This is a genomic window from Streptomyces sp. NBC_01788, from assembly GCF_035917575.1.
Taxonomy (GTDB): Bacteria; Actinomycetota; Actinomycetes; order Streptomycetales; family Streptomycetaceae; genus Streptomyces.
The window spans coordinates 4,664,083-4,679,919 of the sequence record NZ_CP109090.1; the positions used below are offsets into that span (position 1 = coordinate 4,664,083).

14 protein-coding genes are annotated in these 15,837 nt (G+C 70.5%); 12 read left to right on the top strand and 2 right to left on the bottom strand.

What is annotated here, in order from left to right; genetic code table 11:
- Positions 1–15: 15 nt before the first annotated feature.
- The 4 genes from tuf (at position 16) to gdhA (ending at position 6,882) form a co-directional block, all read left to right on the top strand.
- Positions 16–1,209 (top strand): elongation factor Tu, encoded by a 1,194-nt coding sequence (gene tuf / locus OIE49_RS21205; RefSeq protein ID WP_100569732.1) that lies wholly within the window; start codon positions 16–18, stop codon positions 1,207–1,209.
- Between the two features lie 251 nt (positions 1,210–1,460).
- Positions 1,461–4,535: a glycosyl hydrolase 115 family protein gene (locus OIE49_RS21210; protein ID WP_326803665.1), complete on the top strand. Its 3,075-nt coding sequence runs from the start codon at positions 1,461–1,463 to the stop codon at positions 4,533–4,535.
- Between the two features lie 116 nt (positions 4,536–4,651).
- Entirely contained in the window at positions 4,652–5,293 is a 642-nt protein-coding gene (locus OIE49_RS21215) for a PH domain-containing protein (protein ID WP_326803666.1), read from the top strand.
- Between the two features lie 230 nt (positions 5,294–5,523).
- Positions 5,524–6,882: an NADP-specific glutamate dehydrogenase gene (gene gdhA / locus OIE49_RS21220; protein WP_326803667.1), complete on the top strand. Its 1,359-nt coding sequence runs from the start codon at positions 5,524–5,526 to the stop codon at positions 6,880–6,882.
- 104 nt (positions 6,883–6,986) lie between these two features.
- Here gdhA and OIE49_RS21225 read toward each other — a convergent pair whose 3' ends face one another.
- Together OIE49_RS21225 and OIE49_RS21230 are read right to left on the bottom strand one after the other, a co-directional pair.
- The gene (locus OIE49_RS21225) at positions 6,987–8,342 is read right to left on the bottom strand and encodes a M20 family metallopeptidase (RefSeq protein ID WP_326803668.1); all 1,356 of its coding nucleotides are present in this window, start codon (positions 8,340–8,342) and stop codon (positions 6,987–6,989) included.
- Positions 8,342–9,703 (bottom strand): MFS transporter, encoded by a 1,362-nt coding sequence (locus OIE49_RS21230; protein WP_326803670.1) that lies wholly within the window; start codon positions 9,701–9,703, stop codon positions 8,342–8,344. Before OIE49_RS21230 ends, OIE49_RS21225 begins: the two co-directional genes overlap by 1 nt.
- Before the next feature lie 210 nt (positions 9,704–9,913).
- On the opposite strand from OIE49_RS21230, the gene OIE49_RS21235 reads away from it, so the two are divergent.
- The 8 genes from OIE49_RS21235 (at position 9,914) to rpsS (ending at position 15,815) form a co-directional block, all read left to right on the top strand.
- Positions 9,914–10,687, top strand: a complete 774-nt coding sequence (locus OIE49_RS21235; protein ID WP_326803671.1) for a FadR/GntR family transcriptional regulator — start codon at positions 9,914–9,916, stop codon at positions 10,685–10,687.
- A gap of 103 nt (positions 10,688–10,790) precedes the next feature.
- Entirely contained in the window at positions 10,791–12,149 is a 1,359-nt protein-coding gene (locus OIE49_RS21240) for a pyridoxal phosphate-dependent decarboxylase family protein (protein ID WP_326803672.1), read from the top strand.
- A gap of 437 nt (positions 12,150–12,586) precedes the next feature.
- Positions 12,587–12,895, top strand: a complete 309-nt coding sequence (gene rpsJ, locus OIE49_RS21245) for a 30S ribosomal protein S10 (RefSeq protein ID WP_003948644.1) — start codon at positions 12,587–12,589, stop codon at positions 12,893–12,895.
- 17 nt (positions 12,896–12,912) lie between these two features.
- Positions 12,913–13,557, top strand: coding sequence for a 50S ribosomal protein L3 (rplC, locus tag OIE49_RS21250; protein WP_100569740.1), 645 nt, complete (start codon positions 12,913–12,915; stop codon positions 13,555–13,557).
- Positions 13,558–13,565: 8 nt separating this feature from the next.
- Positions 13,566–14,225 carry a 50S ribosomal protein L4 gene (gene rplD, locus OIE49_RS21255; RefSeq protein ID WP_100569741.1) on the top strand — a complete coding sequence of 220 codons (660 nt, stop codon included), beginning with the start codon at positions 13,566–13,568 and terminating at the stop codon, positions 14,223–14,225.
- Positions 14,225–14,644 (top strand): 50S ribosomal protein L23, encoded by a 420-nt coding sequence (gene rplW / locus OIE49_RS21260; RefSeq protein ID WP_100569742.1) that lies wholly within the window; start codon positions 14,225–14,227, stop codon positions 14,642–14,644. Before rplD ends, rplW begins: the two co-directional genes overlap by 1 nt.
- A gap of 40 nt (positions 14,645–14,684) precedes the next feature.
- Complete coding sequence (gene rplB, locus OIE49_RS21265; protein WP_100569743.1) at positions 14,685–15,521, top strand: 50S ribosomal protein L2; 837 nt, start codon at positions 14,685–14,687, stop codon at positions 15,519–15,521.
- Between the two features lie 12 nt (positions 15,522–15,533).
- The gene (gene rpsS, locus OIE49_RS21270; protein ID WP_100569744.1) at positions 15,534–15,815 is read left to right on the top strand and encodes a 30S ribosomal protein S19; all 282 of its coding nucleotides are present in this window, start codon (positions 15,534–15,536) and stop codon (positions 15,813–15,815) included.
- Positions 15,816–15,837: the final 22 nt, after the last annotated feature.

The following is a 15,837-nucleotide window of genomic DNA, read 5'->3' on the forward strand; positions in this document are numbered from 1 at the left end:
CACAGGAGGAACCCAGTGGCGAAGGCGAAGTTCGAGCGGACTAAGCCGCACGTCAACATCGGCACCATCGGTCACATCGACCACGGTAAGACGACCCTCACGGCCGCCATTACCAAGGTGCTGCACGACGCGTACCCGGAGCTGAACGAGGCCACCCCGTTCGACAACATCGACAAGGCGCCCGAAGAGCGCCAGCGTGGTATCACGATCTCCATCTCGCACGTCGAGTACCAGACCGAGGCGCGTCACTACGCCCACGTCGACTGCCCCGGTCACGCGGACTACATCAAGAACATGATCACCGGTGCCGCCCAGATGGACGGCGCGATCCTGGTGGTCGCCGCGACCGACGGCCCGATGCCGCAGACCAAGGAGCACGTGCTCCTGGCCCGCCAGGTCGGCGTGCCGTACATCGTCGTCGCCCTGAACAAGGCCGACATGGTGGACGACGAGGAGATCCTGGAGCTCGTCGAGCTCGAGGTCCGTGAGCTCCTCACCGAGTACGAGTTCCCGGGCGACGACGTCCCGGTCGTCAAGGTCTCCGCGCTGAAGGCCCTCGAGGGCGAGCAGCAGTGGGTGGACTCCGTCCTCTCCCTGATGAACGCCGTCGACGAGGCGATCCCGGAGCCGGAGCGCGACGTCGACAAGCCGTTCCTGATGCCGATCGAGGACGTCTTCACCATCACCGGTCGCGGTACGGTCGTCACCGGCCGCATCGAGCGTGGTGTCCTCAAGGTCAACGAGACCGTCGACATCATCGGCATCAAGACGGAGAAGACCACCACCACGGTCACCGGCATCGAGATGTTCCGCAAGCTGCTCGACGAGGGCCAGGCCGGTGAGAACGTCGGTCTGCTGCTCCGTGGCATCAAGCGCGAGGACGTCGAGCGCGGCCAGGTCATCATCAAGCCGGGTACGGTCACGCCGCACACCGACTTCGAGGCCCAGGCCTACATCCTCTCCAAGGACGAGGGTGGCCGCCACACGCCGTTCTTCAACAACTACCGTCCGCAGTTCTACTTCCGCACGACGGACGTGACCGGCGTGGTGACCCTCCCCGAGGGCACCGAGATGGTGATGCCGGGTGACAACACCGAGATGAAGGTGGAGCTCATCCAGCCCATCGCCATGGAAGAGGGCCTGAAGTTCGCCATCCGCGAGGGTGGCCGTACCGTGGGCGCCGGCCAGGTCACCAAGATCCTGAAGTAAGCTCACCGGCTTGCTGAAGGGTCCCTCGACCCGGTAGCTCCATCGCGAGCATCGGAAGGGCCCGTACGACTCCGGTCGTACGGGCCCTTTCGCGTACCGGCCCGCGGGTTCGGTTTCCCCGGTGCGCAACCGCGCGGCGGGGTTCAGCTGTTACGAAACTATTCGGCGTGCACGACCCCTGGTTCACCGCAGGCCCCTCCTCCAACATTTGTCATGCCACTGACCAAATTCGGGTGTGTGAGGGGTGTGCCATGTCTGCGCACGTCAGCCGGAGAGCCGTCCTGGGCGCGAGCCTCGCCGCGGTGCCGGTGCTGTCGTCGGGTGCTGTGGGTGGGGCGGCTTCCGCCTGGGCGGCCGGGGACGAGGGCGGCGGCCCGCGGGTGACGGATCCGGGTGCCTACGTCTCCTTCGCACCCCGTGAGCCGAAGCCGGGCTCGTTCTCCCTGGTGGGCGCCCCGATCGTGGTCAGCGCCGACGACCACACCGGAGTCGTCCGGGCCGCGGGGGACCTGCGCGACGACATCCAGCGGGTCACGGGCGTACGACCGGGCCGGACCATCGCCCGCAACGCCGTGCTGGTGGGAACGATCGGCCGCAGCCCGCTGATCGACGGCCTGGTGAAGTCGGGGAAGCTGGACGTCACCGGGGTGCGCGGCCGCTGGGAGACCTCGCTCCAGGCGGTGGTCGACCACCCGATGCCCGGCGTCGACCGGGCGCTCGTCATCGCGGGCAGCGACCCGCGCGGCACGATCTTCGGGGCGTACGACGTCTCGTACGGCATCGGGGTCTCGCCCTGGTACTGGTGGGACGACGTGTCGCCGGTGCGACGGAACCGGGTGTGGATCCTGCCCGGCCGGCACACGCAGGGCACCCCGGTGGTGAAGTACCGGGGCGTCTTCATCAACGACGAGAACCCGGCCCTGGGCACCTGGGCGCCCGCCTACTTCGGTCCGGGCAAGGCCCCCGGCCAGCCCGGCGGCTTCAACGCCGACTTCTACGCCAAGGTCTTCGAACTGCTGCTCCGGCTGAAGGGCAACTACCTCTGGCCGGCGGTGTGGGGGCGCGCCTTCGCGGAGGACGACCCGGAGAACCACAAGCGGGCGTCGGAGTACGGGATCGTCATGGGCACCTCCCACGAGGCGCCCATGATGCGCGGCATCGAGGAGTGGAACCGCCACGCGGGCGGGGGCAAGGACCCCTACGGCGGCAACGGCGAGTGGTCCTACGTCCGCAACTCCGAGGCGATCAAGGCGTACTGGCGGGACGGCATCCGGCGCATGGTCGACGAGGGCTTCGAGGGCGTCGTCACCCTGGGCATGCGCGGCAACGGCGACACCAGCCTGCCCGACGGCGACGGCATCGAGCTGATGCAGGAGATCATCGCCGAGCAGCGCCGCATCATCGAGGAGATCACCGGCCGGCCGGCCGCCGAGACCCCGCAGGTGTGGACGCTCTACAAGGAGGTGCAGCGCTACTGGGACCGTGGTCTGCGCGCCCCGGACGACGTGACGGTCGTCCTCACCGACGACAACTGGGGCAACATCCGCAAGCACCCCGACCCCGCGGAGCGCGACCGCGCCGGCGGATACGGCCTGTACTACCACTTCGACTACGTCGGCGCCGGCCGCAACTACAAGTGGGTCGACACGGCGAACCTCACCAACCTCTGGGACCAGCTCCACCAGGCGCACGCCTACGGCAACCACGGCCTGTGGGTCACCAACGTCGGCGATCTGAAGGGCAACGAACTGCCCACGGAGTTCTTCCTCAACTACGCCTGGAACCCGGACAGCTGGCCCCAGGAGCGGCTGAAGGAGTGGGAACGCCGCTACGCCGCTCAGAACTTCGGGGAGGCGGACTCCGTGCCGATCGCGGAGGTCCTGGCCGCGTACGGCCGGCTCCAGGCACGCCGCAAGCCCGAGCTGCTCAACCGCCGGATCACCCTCAGGGACGGCGAGGTCGTCTACGACGACCAGCAGACCCCGTACCACTTCGCCCACCGCGAGCTGGAGCGGGTCACCGAGGAGTGGAAGGCCCTGGCCCGCAAGGCCGACCGCGTCGCCCGCACGCTGCCCGCGCGGACCCGGGACGCCTGGTTCGAACTGGTCGGCTACGAGGTGGAGGCGACCGCGAACCTCTACGACCTGCGGCAGGCCGAGTTCACGAACCTCCTCTACGCCAGGCAGGGCCGGGCGGCCACCAACGGCCTCGCGGCGCAGGCGGAAGCGGGTCTGAAGCGGGACTTCGCGCTCGCCGACCGCTTCAACCACGAGGTGGCCGGGGGCAAGTGGAAGGGCTTCCAGACCCAGCCGCACATCGACTACGGGGACGTGGAGCGCTACGGCCCGAACGCGGGCTGGCAGCAGCCGGAGATCGACAACGTGGCGATCCCGGACGTCCTCTTCCCCGCGGTCCGGCGCATCGAGGTGCCGCGCGCCGCCGAGCTGGGCGTCTCGGTGGACGGGGCGGAGGACACGGGGAGCTGGTGGCCGGGAGGAGCGACGACCGCGGCGCGGCTGTCCTCCTTCAGCCCGTACCAGACCCGCCCGCAGCAGTACGTGGAACTCTTCAACCGCGGCCGCACGCCCTTCGATTACCGGATCCAGCCCTCGGCCCCGTGGCTGCTGGTCGACCGCGCCCGCGGCCGGGTGGACGAGCAGGTGCGGGTGGAGGTCCGGGTGGACTGGCGCCGGGTGCCGGGCGGCCGGGCGGAGGCGAAGCTGACGATCTCGGGCGCGGGCACGACGGTGACGGTCGCCTGCACGGCGGAGAACACCTCGGCGCGGCTGGCGCAGGGCTTCGTCGAGGCGGGCGGCTATGTGGCGATCGACGCGGAGCACCACGACCGCGTGGTGGGGGAGTGGCGCCGCCTGGACGGCGTCGGCCGCACCACCTCGGGCATGACCCCGTGGCCGGTGACGGCCCCTCGCCGCACCCCTGGCGCCGCGAGCTCCCCGCGCCTGGAGTACGAGGTGACCCTGCTCTCCGCGGGCGAGGTGACGGTGTGGGCGGAGGTGTCCCCGAGGAACCCGGCCCTGCCGACCGGCGGACTGCGCTACGGGATCTCCTTCGACGACGCCGCACCGCAGACGGTGGACATCAACGCGGCCACGGGCGCGGACGACGGCACGATGAACACGGCGTGGGCCCGCAACACCTCCGACAACGTGAACCGCACCGCGACCCGGCACAGGATCACCCGCGCCGGAGCGCACCGCCTGAAGTTCTGGACCGTCGACCCGACGGTGGTCCTGCAACGCCTGCTGATCGACACGGGGGGCCTGCCGGACACCTACCTCGGCCCACTGGAGAGCCGGCGGGTGTAGGGCGGCTCGCCACCCCGTCCCCCTCGGCCGTGCCGGGCAACCGCCGGCGCGGCCGAGGGGAGGACCGACCGGTCGGTAAGCTCGCCGTGGCACACGACGAGGGGGCTGGGGTGGGGATGAGAGCGGTCCGGGCCGAGCGGCGGCGGCAGGCGCGCAAGGAGCGCCGGGAGCGTGTCGAGGAGCTCGCCGGGGTGATGACGGCGCCCCAGGCGCCGCTGGTGTGGCGTGCGGGGTGGCGCGGGAAGGCGGCGGCCGCGGTCGTCTGCGCCCTGTTCGTCGCGCTGGCCGAGCATCCGGCCGGGGCGGGCCTGGCGCATCCGCGGCCGGGTGACCTGCTCTTCGCGGTGTGGTCGGCGCTGTTCATGGGCTGGGTGTTCTCCGTGCTCGCGCTGTGGCGCGTCACCGCGGACCGGGACGGCGTGTACATCCGCCGCCTGTGGTCCACACGGCTGCTGCCGTGGTCGACGATCACCCGCGTGGAGATGCGGCACGACGGACAGCTGGAGTTCTTCGGCCGCCACACTCCGGAGCCCCTGGCCGGTCTGTTCGCGCCGCCCTGGATGGGCCGTGTCGCCCGCTCCGACCGGGGCAGCCGGGCAGCCGACACGCTGAGTGCCATGGCACTCCACGACGATCTGCGCCCCGCGGTCCGGGTCGAGCGAGGGCCGGCCGGTACGGGACTCGCCCCGTGGATCGTCCTGCTGGGCGTCGTGCTGTACCTCGCGGTCGAGTTCCTGCCTCACTGGCCCCTGGCGTAGGCGTCCCCCGGGGAAGGTCGTACCAGCCGACTTTTCGGAATCTTTATCTCACATCGTGGACCGAAGGTGCCCGGTCACTGGCCAGTGCATCGATCCAGGGGTAACACTGAAGGGTCGGCCGTCTTCCCGGATGCCCACTCCCGGGTCGGCCGAGTTCCTGCGCGCGGCAACGGCGCCGAGCGTTCATCACCGGCTGTAGGCCGGTAGTAGCCGTGCCAGAAGGGGACCCTGTGACGACCCGACCCGACACCAAGACCCAGCTCACCTCCCTGCTCGCCGAGATCGAGCGCCGCAATCCGGCCCAGCCCGAGTTCCACCAGGCCGCTCACGAGGTACTGGAGACTCTGGCGCCGGTGCTCGCGACCCGGCCGGAGTACGCGGAGGCAGGGCTCGTGGAGCGGTTGTGCGAGCCGGAGCGGCAGATCATCTTCCGGGTGCCGTGGCAGGACGACCACGGCCGCGTGCACGTCAACCGCGGTTTCCGGGTGGAGTTCAACAGCGCGCTGGGCCCGTACAAGGGCGGTCTGCGTTTCCACCCGTCCGTGAACCTCGGCGTCATCAAGTTCCTCGGCTTCGAGCAGATCTTCAAGAACGCGCTGACCGGGCTCGGCATCGGCGGCGGCAAGGGCGGCAGCGACTTCGACCCGCACGGCCGCAGCGACGCGGAGGTCATGCGGTTCTGTCAGTCGTTCATGACGGAGCTGTACCGGCACATCGGCGAGCACACCGACGTGCCGGCCGGTGACATCGGCGTCGGCACCCGCGAGATCGGCTTCCTGTTCGGCCAGTACCGGCGGATCACCAACCGCTGGGAGGCCGGCGTGCTCACCGGCAAGGGCTCGAACTGGGGCGGGTCCCTGATCCGGCCGGAGGCCACCGGGTACGGCAGCGTGCTCTTCGCGGAGGCGATGCTGCGCGAGCGCGGCGAGGAGCTGGAGGGCCAGTCGGCGGTCGTCTCGGGCTCCGGGAACGTCGCGATCTACACCATCGAGAAGTTGACCGCCCTCGGCGCGAACCCGCTGACCTGCTCGGACTCCAGCGGGTACGTGGTCGACGAGAAGGGCGTCGACGTGGAGCTGCTGAAGCAGGTCAAGGAGGTCGAGCGCGGCCGGATCAGCGAGTACGCCGAGCGCCGGGGCGCCTCCGCGCGGTTCGTGCCCGGCGGGCGGGTCTGGGACGTCGCGGGCGATGTGGCGCTGCCCTCGGCGACCGAGAACGAGCTGGACGAGAAGGACGCGGAGACGCTCATCCGCAACGGCGTGAAGGCCGTGTCCGAGGGCGCGAACATGCCGGCGACGCCCGAGGCCGTGCACCTGTTCCAGCAGGCCGGAGTGGCCTTCGGCCCCGGCAAGGCGGCGAACGCGGGCGGGGTCGCGGTCAGCGCCCTGGAGATGGCGCAGAACCACTCCCGTACGGCGTGGACGGCCACCCAGGTGGAGCGGGAGCTGGCCCTCATCATGAGCGACATCCACACCACTTGCCACGAGACCGCCGAGCGCTACGGCGCCCCCGGCGACTACGTGACCGGCGCGAACATCGCCGGCTTCGAGCGGGTGGCCGACGCGATGCTCGCCCAGGGCGTCATCTGACGGACTTCCCCCGGCCCGCGATCGTCCGGCGTTCTTCCGGCCGATCGCGGGCTGCGGTGTGAACGCGCGGGTGTGCCGGGGCCGGTTTCGTCCGGCCCCGACGGTCAGCGGGCGGCCCCCGGTGTGTCCAGCAGCCGTTCGACGTCGAGTGCGCCGCCGGCCGCGGTGAACTCGCGGGCCACCTCGGCGCGCAGTCCGGGATCGGCCAGGAAGTCCGCGGCGGTCCGGGCGAGGGCGGCGGCGCCGTCCAGCACCGTGCGGTCGGCCTCGGCGCCCGCCGTGCGCGCGGCGAAGTCCGCCGTGTGCAGGGCCGTTCCGGCCGGTGCCACCGACAGCATCGGGTGGATGGCGGGGATCCGCACGCTTACGTTGCCGAGGTCGGTGGATCCGGACACGGCGTCCGGCGCGGCGCTGCCGGGCAGGACGGTGCGGCCTCGCCCGGTGAGGTGCAGGGCGAAGCGGGTGGCCAGGGCCTCGTTGCTGCGCACCGGCATGCAGGGCGGGCAGTCGTCCCAGCGCACGGTGACCTCGGTCCCGGTCGTCGAGGCGGCGCCGTCGAAGACCCGCTGGGCCCGCTCGGAGAGCTCCGCGAGCGCCTCGACGGTGCGGGCCCGCAGATAGAAGTGTGCGGCCGCACGGTCGGGCACCACATTGGGGCGTGTACCGCCGTCCGTGATCACACCGTGGATCCGGTCGGTGGGCGGGATGTGCTGCCGCAGCGCGGCGATTCCCTGGTACGCGGCGACCACCGCGTCCAGCGCGTTGACGCCCATGAACGGGGTGGCGGAGGCGTGCGCGGCGAGGCCGCGGTACTCCACGACGACCTCCCGCAGGCCCAGGTAGGGCGAGTCCGTCAGGTCGCCGCCGGCGAACGGGTGGATCATGACCGCGGCGTCCACGCCGTCGAACGCCCCGGCGCGGGCCATGGTCTCCTTGCCGGTGCCGTTCTCCTCCGCGGGGGTGCCCAGCAGCACCGCCGTGCCGCCGAGCGCGGGCATCACCCGGGCCAGCGCCAGGAAGGCGCCGACGCCGGCCGCGCAGATGACGTTGTGGCCGCAGGCGTGCCCGATGCCCGGCAGGGCGTCGTACTCCGCCAGCACCGCCACCGTGGGCCCCTGTCCGGTGCCCGCGGTGGCGCGCAGCGCGGTGGGCAGGCCGTACACCCCGGTCTCGGCCTCGATGCCGTGCGACCGCAGCACTTCGGCGACGCGCGCCACCGCGCGGTGCTCCTCGAAGCCGGGCTCGGGGTCCTGGTGCAGGGCGTGGCTCAGGGCGAGCAGGGCCTCCCGGTCCTCGGCGACGGCGGCGTCGATCCGGGCGTGCAGCTTCTCGCCGGCACCGGTGTGCGGGGACGTCCAGGCGGTGGCCTGTCCGGCCGCGCGGGCGGCCCTGCGGGCCAGTTCCTCCAGGTGCGCGCGGCCGGCGGTGCTCGCCGCTGGGGTGACGGCTGTCGCTGACATCAGGCCTCCATCAGGGTGGGTGTGGCGGTGGACTCGGCGCCCCCGGACTCCTCGGGCGCCCGGTGCAGCAGGACGCAGGCCACGCTGACCACCGCCATGCCGAGGAAGAGCAGGGCCACCGGCGTCCAGTCGGTGCCCGAGGGACCGGCCAGCCACTGGGCGAGGGCCGGGGTGGCACCGCCACCCACCAGGCCGGCGAGCTGGTAGCTGAGGGAAAGGCCGGTGTAGCGGATCCGGGGCGCGAACCAGGTGGTGATCATGGTGCCGATGGTGGAGTAGGCGACGGTGCTGGCCAGCATGGCCAGGCCCATGCCCGCCCACAGGCCCGGGATGGTGCCGATGTCGGCGAGCCAGAACATCGGGAACGCCACCAGCAGGTGCGAGAGGAGTCCGATCAGGGTGACCCTGCGGACCCCGAACCGGTCCGCGAGCATCGCCGAGACCGGCGTGAAGACGATCACGACGAGCGAGCAGAAGATCCCCGCGGTGGAGACCTGCGTCTCGCTGAAGTGCAGGTGATCGAGGGCGTAGACGGACATGAAGGTGACGATGACGTAGTAGCCGCCGACGGTGACCAGGAAGGCCCCGGAGGCCAGGAGCCAGGGGCGCCACGCGGTGCGGATCACGCCGACCAGGGGGATCTGCCGGGCGGACTCCTTCTCCGCGTCGGCGCGCTTCTGCGCCTCGCTGAACTCCGGTGACTCCTCCAGCTGGCTGCGGATCAGCAGACCGGTGATCACCAGCAGGCTGGAGAGGAGGAACGGGATGCGCCAGGTCCAGCTGATCAGCGCGTCATGGCCCGCGAGGGAGGCCAGGGCGAAGACGCCGGTGGCGAGGAAGAAGCCGACGCCGTCACCGATCTGCGGGAACGAGCCGTACAGGGCACGGCGTCCGGGCGGTGCGCTCTCGACCGCGTACAGCACGGCGCCGCCCCACTCGCCGCCGACCGCCAGCGACTGCAGGATGCGGACGACCAGCAGCAGCGCGGGGGCGAGGGCGCCGACGGAGGCGTAGCCGGGGAGCAGGCCGATGAGGAAGGTGGAGACGCCCATCAGCAGCAGGGAGCCGATCAGCGCCTTCTTGCGCCCGTAGCGGTCGCCGATGTGGCCGAAGAGGACCGCGCCGAGCGGCCGTCCCAGGGAGCCGACGGCCAGGGTGGCGAACGAGCTGAGCACGGCCAGCGCGTGGTTCATCTCGGGGAAGAACAGCTTGGGGAAGACCAGGGCCGCCGCCGTGCTGTAGATGCCGAAGTCGTACCACTCCACGCTGGTGCCGATGAGGGTGGCGGTGGCGATCCGCAGCGGGCTGCGGCGCCTGCCGGGGCTGTCGGTTCCGGGTGGTCTGCGGAGGGCTGTGCTCATGGACCGGCTCCTTTGAGAGAGGGGGCGGCCCGTCCGGCGTGGGGAGGGGGTACGAGCGACGCCCGGCGGGGTGGGAGGGTGCACCCGCCAATTTGGGTCCGTCCGAACCCGTAGCCCGGGACGCTATTGTCGCCACCAGGGGGTGTCAATAGGGTCTGAGTCGATTCCATTTCTTTGAACGGGCATTTACCCGAGGACGGAGTTGGCGCCATGGCCAAGGAGACCCGGGCGGGGCAGCCGGTGCTCGCCGAGCAGACCCAGCGGCCTCCGTCCTGGGAGGTGGTCACCGACATCCTGCGCAAGCGCATCGCGCTCGGCGGCTTCGAACCCGGCAGCAGGCTGCCCACCGAACGCGACCTCGCCACCGCCCTCGGCGTGGGCCGCAACACCGTGCGCCAGGCCGTGCGGCAGCTTGTCGAAGAGGGTCTGGTGGTCACCACCCACGGACGCTCCGGTGGCACCAGGGTACGAGCCGCCGCGTCGTCCGCCGCCGTCCAGGAGCGGGCGGCCGTGGCCGCGGACTTCCGGGCGACCATCCGCGACTACATGGAGTACCGGCAGACCATCGAGCCGGCCGCGGCCTCGTTCGCCGCGCTGCGCGGCTCCACCGCCGACCGTCGCGCGCTGGTGCGGATGCTCGACGAGGAGGTCGCCGACCTCGGGGCCTACCACCGGGTCGACTCGCGTTTCCACCTGGCCATCGCCGCCGCCGGGGGCAACGAGGTGCTGTGCGAGGCGGTCGAGCGGGCCCGCACGGAGATGTTCGTCCGGGCCAATTCGCTGTGGCTGGACTCGGACTGGTCGGTGGTCTACCGGGGCGGCCAGGATCTGGCCCAGGTCTTCCGGGACGAGCACCGCGCCATCGCGCTCGCGGTCCTGGCCGGCGACGCCGAGGCGGCCGGGGCCCGGATGCGCGAGCACCTGGCCGACTCGTGCGGCCAGTTCCTGGCCCTGCTGGACCACTACGAAGAGGGCGGGAACTGAGGGCGGGGACTGAGCCCCTTGTTGACCCGGAGCGCGGTGCGGGCTTAGCTTCAGCAATGGGTCCGATGGGATCCATTACTGTCGGCGTTCCCTCGGAGGCACCGTGCACAGCCATGACGAAGCGCTCACCAAGGTGGTCATCGACCACGTCCAGCACCGGCTGGCCCTCGATCCGGTGCCGCTGGGCAGGCTCGGCGACGCCTCGGAACTGGAGACCGCCCTCAAGGAGGCCATCGGCACCGGCCCCGCGGCCGCCGACGACGTGCTGCGCCTGTACGCGGAGCACATCGAGCCCACCGTGGTCTCCTGCGACAGCCCGCGCTTCCTCTCCTTCATCCCCGGAGCCCCCACCAAGGCCGCCGCCCTCTTCGACATGGTGCTGTCGGCCTCCTCCCTGCACGGTGTGTCCTGGCTGGAGGCCTCGGGCGCCATCGCCGCCGAGAACCAGGTGCTCCGGCTGCTCGCCGACCTCGCCGGCCTGCCCGCCCAGGCGGGCGGCTGCTTCGTGAGCGGCGGCTCGGCGGGCAACCTCTCCGGCCTCGTCGTCGCCCGCGACACCGCCCGCACCGCGGCCGGTGAACCGGTGGCCCGCCCGCGGATCGCGGTCAGCTCCCAGGCCCACTCCTCGATCGGCAACACGCTGCGCATCATCGGCGTGGAGGCCCTGGTCGTCCCGGTCGACGACCACCGCCTCACCGGCGAGGCCGTGCGTGCCGCGCTCGCCGCCGACCCGTCCCCCGAGGACGTCATCGCCGTGGTCGCCACGGCCGGCACCACCAACGCGGGCATCATCGACGACCTCACCGGCATCGCCGGGGTAGCCCAGGAGTACGGCCTCTGGTTCCACGTCGACGCGGCCTACGGCGGCGGCGCGCTCTTCTCCCCGGAGCTGCGCGGGAGATTCGCCGGCATCGAGCACGCCGACTCCCTGGTCGTCGACCCGCACAAGTGGATGTACGCGCCCTTCGACTGCGGCGCCCTGCTCTACCGCGACCCCGCCCTGGCCCGCGCCGTGCACACCCAGGACGCCTCCTACCTGGACTGCATCCACACCGACGCCCCGCAGGAGTGGAACCCCAGCGACTACGCCTACCACCTCACCCGGCGGCCCCGCGGCCTGCCGCTGTGGTTCTCCCTGGCCGTCCACGGCACCGACGCCTACCGTGACGCCGTCGACGCGACCCGTCGCATCGCCCTGGAGTCGGCGGGTCTGATACGCGCCGCCGACGGCCTCGAACTGATCCGCGACCCCGAGCTCTCCGTCGTCCTGTTCCGCCGCACCGGCTGGACCCGGGACGACTACTACGCCTGGTCGAAGGAGCTGCTGGAGCGCCAGATCGCCTTCGTGACGCCCACCGTCTGGGAGGGCGAGACGGTGGCCCGCTTCGCCTTCCTCCACCCCGGCATCACCCTCGACGCGGTCAGCGAGATCCTCGGCACCATGACCGTCTCCGCCGGCTGACGAATCAGGCGGCCGATCCCCACTGGTTTGACGTGCGTCACCCGCGGGGTAATATCCCCGGCCCGATTGGCCAGGCCGCCGTCCGCTGTGGCAGACTGTCCGAGTTGCTCGGTCGAGCGTTGATGCTGCGCGCCTCCCGTCGGGAGGACCGGAAGCGAGTCCCACGGTACTCGTCGCCCTAACTGCCTCACGGCAGCGCTGGGGCGGACGTACGGGAATCTTCCGGGAAGTGTGGGCGCGGCGCCGGCCAGGCACCCGGTGGGCCTTCGCCCCCGGCTCGCGGAACCGGTGGGGACCGTGCGCAATCCCGATGGGATGTTCGAAACAAGGGGCATCCATGTCAGCGGGAGCGCGACACGCCCGACCGCGTGGGTCGGAGAAGACCAAGGGAGCGCCGGGTTCCAGAGCGTAAGAAGAGACAGGACTACGGAGTAGCCATGGCGGGACAGAAGATCCGCATCCGGCTCAAGGCCTACGACCACGAGGTCATCGACTCGTCGGCGAAGAAGATCGTCGAGACGGTGACCCGTACTGGTGCGTCGGTCGCGGGCCCGGTGCCGCTGCCCACTGAGAAGAACGTGTACTGCGTCATCAAGTCGCCGCACAAGTACAAGGACTCGCGCGAGCACTTCGAGATGCGCACGCACAAGCGCCTGATCGACATCCTCGACCCGACCCCCAAGACCGTTGACTCCCTGATGCGACTCGACCTCCCGGCCGGTGTCGACATCGAGATCAAGCTCTGAGGCCGGTGATCTGAGAGATGACAAAGCAGATCAAGGGCATCCTGGGCGAGAAGCTCGGCATGACGCAGGTGTGGGACGAGAACAACCGTGTCGTCCCGGTCACCGTCGTCAAGGCCGGCCCCAACGTCGTCACCCAGGTTCGTACGAACGACGTCGACGGCTACGAGTCGGTCCAGATCGCCTTCGGCGAGATCGACCCGCGCAAGGTGAACAAGCCCCTCAAGGGCCACTTCGCCAAGGCCGACGTCACCCCCCGTCGCCACCTCGTCGAGATCCGCACCGCGGACGCCGCCGAGTACACCCTCGGCCAGCAGATCACCGCTGAGGTGTTCGAGGCCGGCGTGAAGGTCGACGTCACCGGCAAGAGCAAGGGCAAGGGCTTCGCCGGTGTCATGAAGCGCCACAACTTCCGTGGCCTCGGCGCCGGACACGGCACCCAGCGCAAGCACCGCTCGCCCGGTTCCATCGGCGGCTGCGCCACCCCGGGCCGTGTGTTCAAGGGCCTCCGCATGGCGGGTCGCATGGGCAACGAGCGGGTCACCACCCAGAACCTGACCGTCCACGCCGTTGACGCGGAGAAGGGTCTGCTGCTCATCAAGGGCGCGGTTCCCGGTCCGAACGGCGGCCTCGTCCTGGTCCGCACCGCGGCCAAGGGGGCCTGAGGTAACCGATGAGCACTGTTGACATCCTTTCGCCTGCCGGCGAGAAGACCGGAAGCGTCGAGCTCCCCGCGGAGATCTTCGGCGTGGAGAAGATCAGCATCCCGCTGATCCACCAGGTCGTCGTCGCGCAGAACGCCGCTGCCCGCCAGGGCACGCACAAGACCAAGCGTCGCGGTGAAGTCCGTGGTGGCGGCAAGAAGCCGTACCGCCAGAAGGGCACCGGTCGCGCCCGTCAGGGTTCGACCCGCGCGCCGCAGTTCGCCGGTGGTGGCGTCGTCCACGGCCCGCAGCCGCGTGACTACTCCCAGCGGACCCCGAAGAAGATGAAGGCCGCGGCCCTGCGCCACGCCCTCACCGACCGGGCCCGCCACAGCCGCATCCACGTCGTCACCGGCGTGGTCGAGGGCGAGACCCCCTCCACGAAGTCCGCCAGGACGCTGTTCGGCAAGATCTCGGAGCGCAAGAACCTGCTCCTGGTCGTCGACCGCGCCGACGAGGCCGCGTGGCTGTCCGCCCGCAACCTGCCCCAGGTCCACATCCTGGAGCCGGGCCAGCTGAACACGTACGACGTTCTCGTCTCGGACGACGTGGTCTTCACCAAGGCCGCTTTCGAGTCCTTCGTCGCCGGCCCGAACAAGGCCAACGACAACGAAGGGAGCGAGGCCTGATGGCTACGCGTCACCCGAGCATCGCCTCGAAGGCTGCCAAGGCCGCCAAGGCCGCGCGTGTCGCCAAGGCGCGCCGCCACGCCGCCGAGGGCAAGAACACCGTCGAGACCCCGCTGAGCAAGTCGTACACGGACCCCCGTGACGTTCTGCTCAAGCCGGTCGTCTCGGAGAAGAGCTACGCGCTCCTCGACGAGAACAAGTACACGTTCATCGTCGACCCGAACGCCAACAAGACCCAGATCAAGCAGGCCGTGCAGGCGGTCTTCGAGGTCAAGGTCACCGGGGTCAACACGATCAACCGCCAGGGCAAGCGCAAGCGCACCAAGACCGGCTTCGGTCAGCGCTCCGCCACCAAGCGCGCGATCGTGACCCTCGCCGAGGGCGACCGTATCGACATCTTCGGCGGTCCGACCGCCTGACGGCGGTCCGGATCGTCCGATATCGGACGAGGACTGAGAAATGGGAATCCGCAAGTACAAGCCGACTACGCCGGGCCGTCGTGGCGCCAGCGTCGCCGACTTCGTCGAGGTCACGCGGTCCACGCCGGAGAAGTCGCTGGTCCGTCCCCTGCACAGCAAGGGCGGCCGTAACAATTCCGGTCGTGTGACCGTTCGCCACCAGGGTGGCGGACACAAGCGCGCCTACCGTGTGATCGACTTCCGTCGTCACGACAAGGACGGCGTGCCGGCGAAGGTCGCGCACATCGAGTACGACCCCAACCGCACCGCGCGCATCGCGCTGCTGCACTACGCCGACGGCGAGAAGCGCTACATCCTCGCCCCGCGCAACCTGCAGCAGGGCGACCGTGTGGAGAACGGTCCCGGGGCCGACATCAAGCCGGGCAACAACCTGGCCCTCCGCAACATCCCGGTCGGTACCACGATCCACGCGATCGAGCTCCGTCCCGGTGGCGGTGCCAAGTTCGCCCGCTCCGCCGGTGCCTCCGTGCAGCTGCTCGCGAAGGAGGGCACGATGGCCCACCTCCGCATGCCCTCCGGTGAGATCCGCCTGGTCGACCAGCGCTGCCGCGCCACGGTCGGCGAGGTCGGCAACGCCGAGCAGAGCAACATCAACTGGGGCAAGGCCGGCCGTAAGCGGTGGCTGGGCGTCCGCCCGACCGTCCGTGGTGTGGTCATGAACCCGGTGGACCACCCGCACGGTGGTGGTGAGGGCCGGACCTCCGGTGGCCGTCACCCGGTGTCCCCGTGGGGCAAGAAGGAAGGCCGTACTCGTTCGCCCAAGAAGGCGTCGAACAAGTACATCGTCCGCCGCCGCAAGACGAACAAGAAGCGCTAAGGACGGGTTGAGATGCCGCGTAGCTTGAAGAAGGGGCCCTTCGTCGACGACCACCTGAGCAAGAAGGTGGACTCGCAGAACGAAGCCGGCACCAAGAACGTCATCAAGACCTGGTCCCGCCGCTCGATGATCATCCCGGCCATGCTGGGTCACACGATCGCGGTGCACAACGGCAAGACCCACATCCCGGTGTTCGTCACCGAGTCGATGGTCGGCCACAAGCTCGGCGAGTTCTCGCCGACGCGCACCTTCCGGGGTCACGTCAAGGACGACCGGAAGTCGAAGCGCCGCTAGTCAGCGGGGTGAAAGACCATGA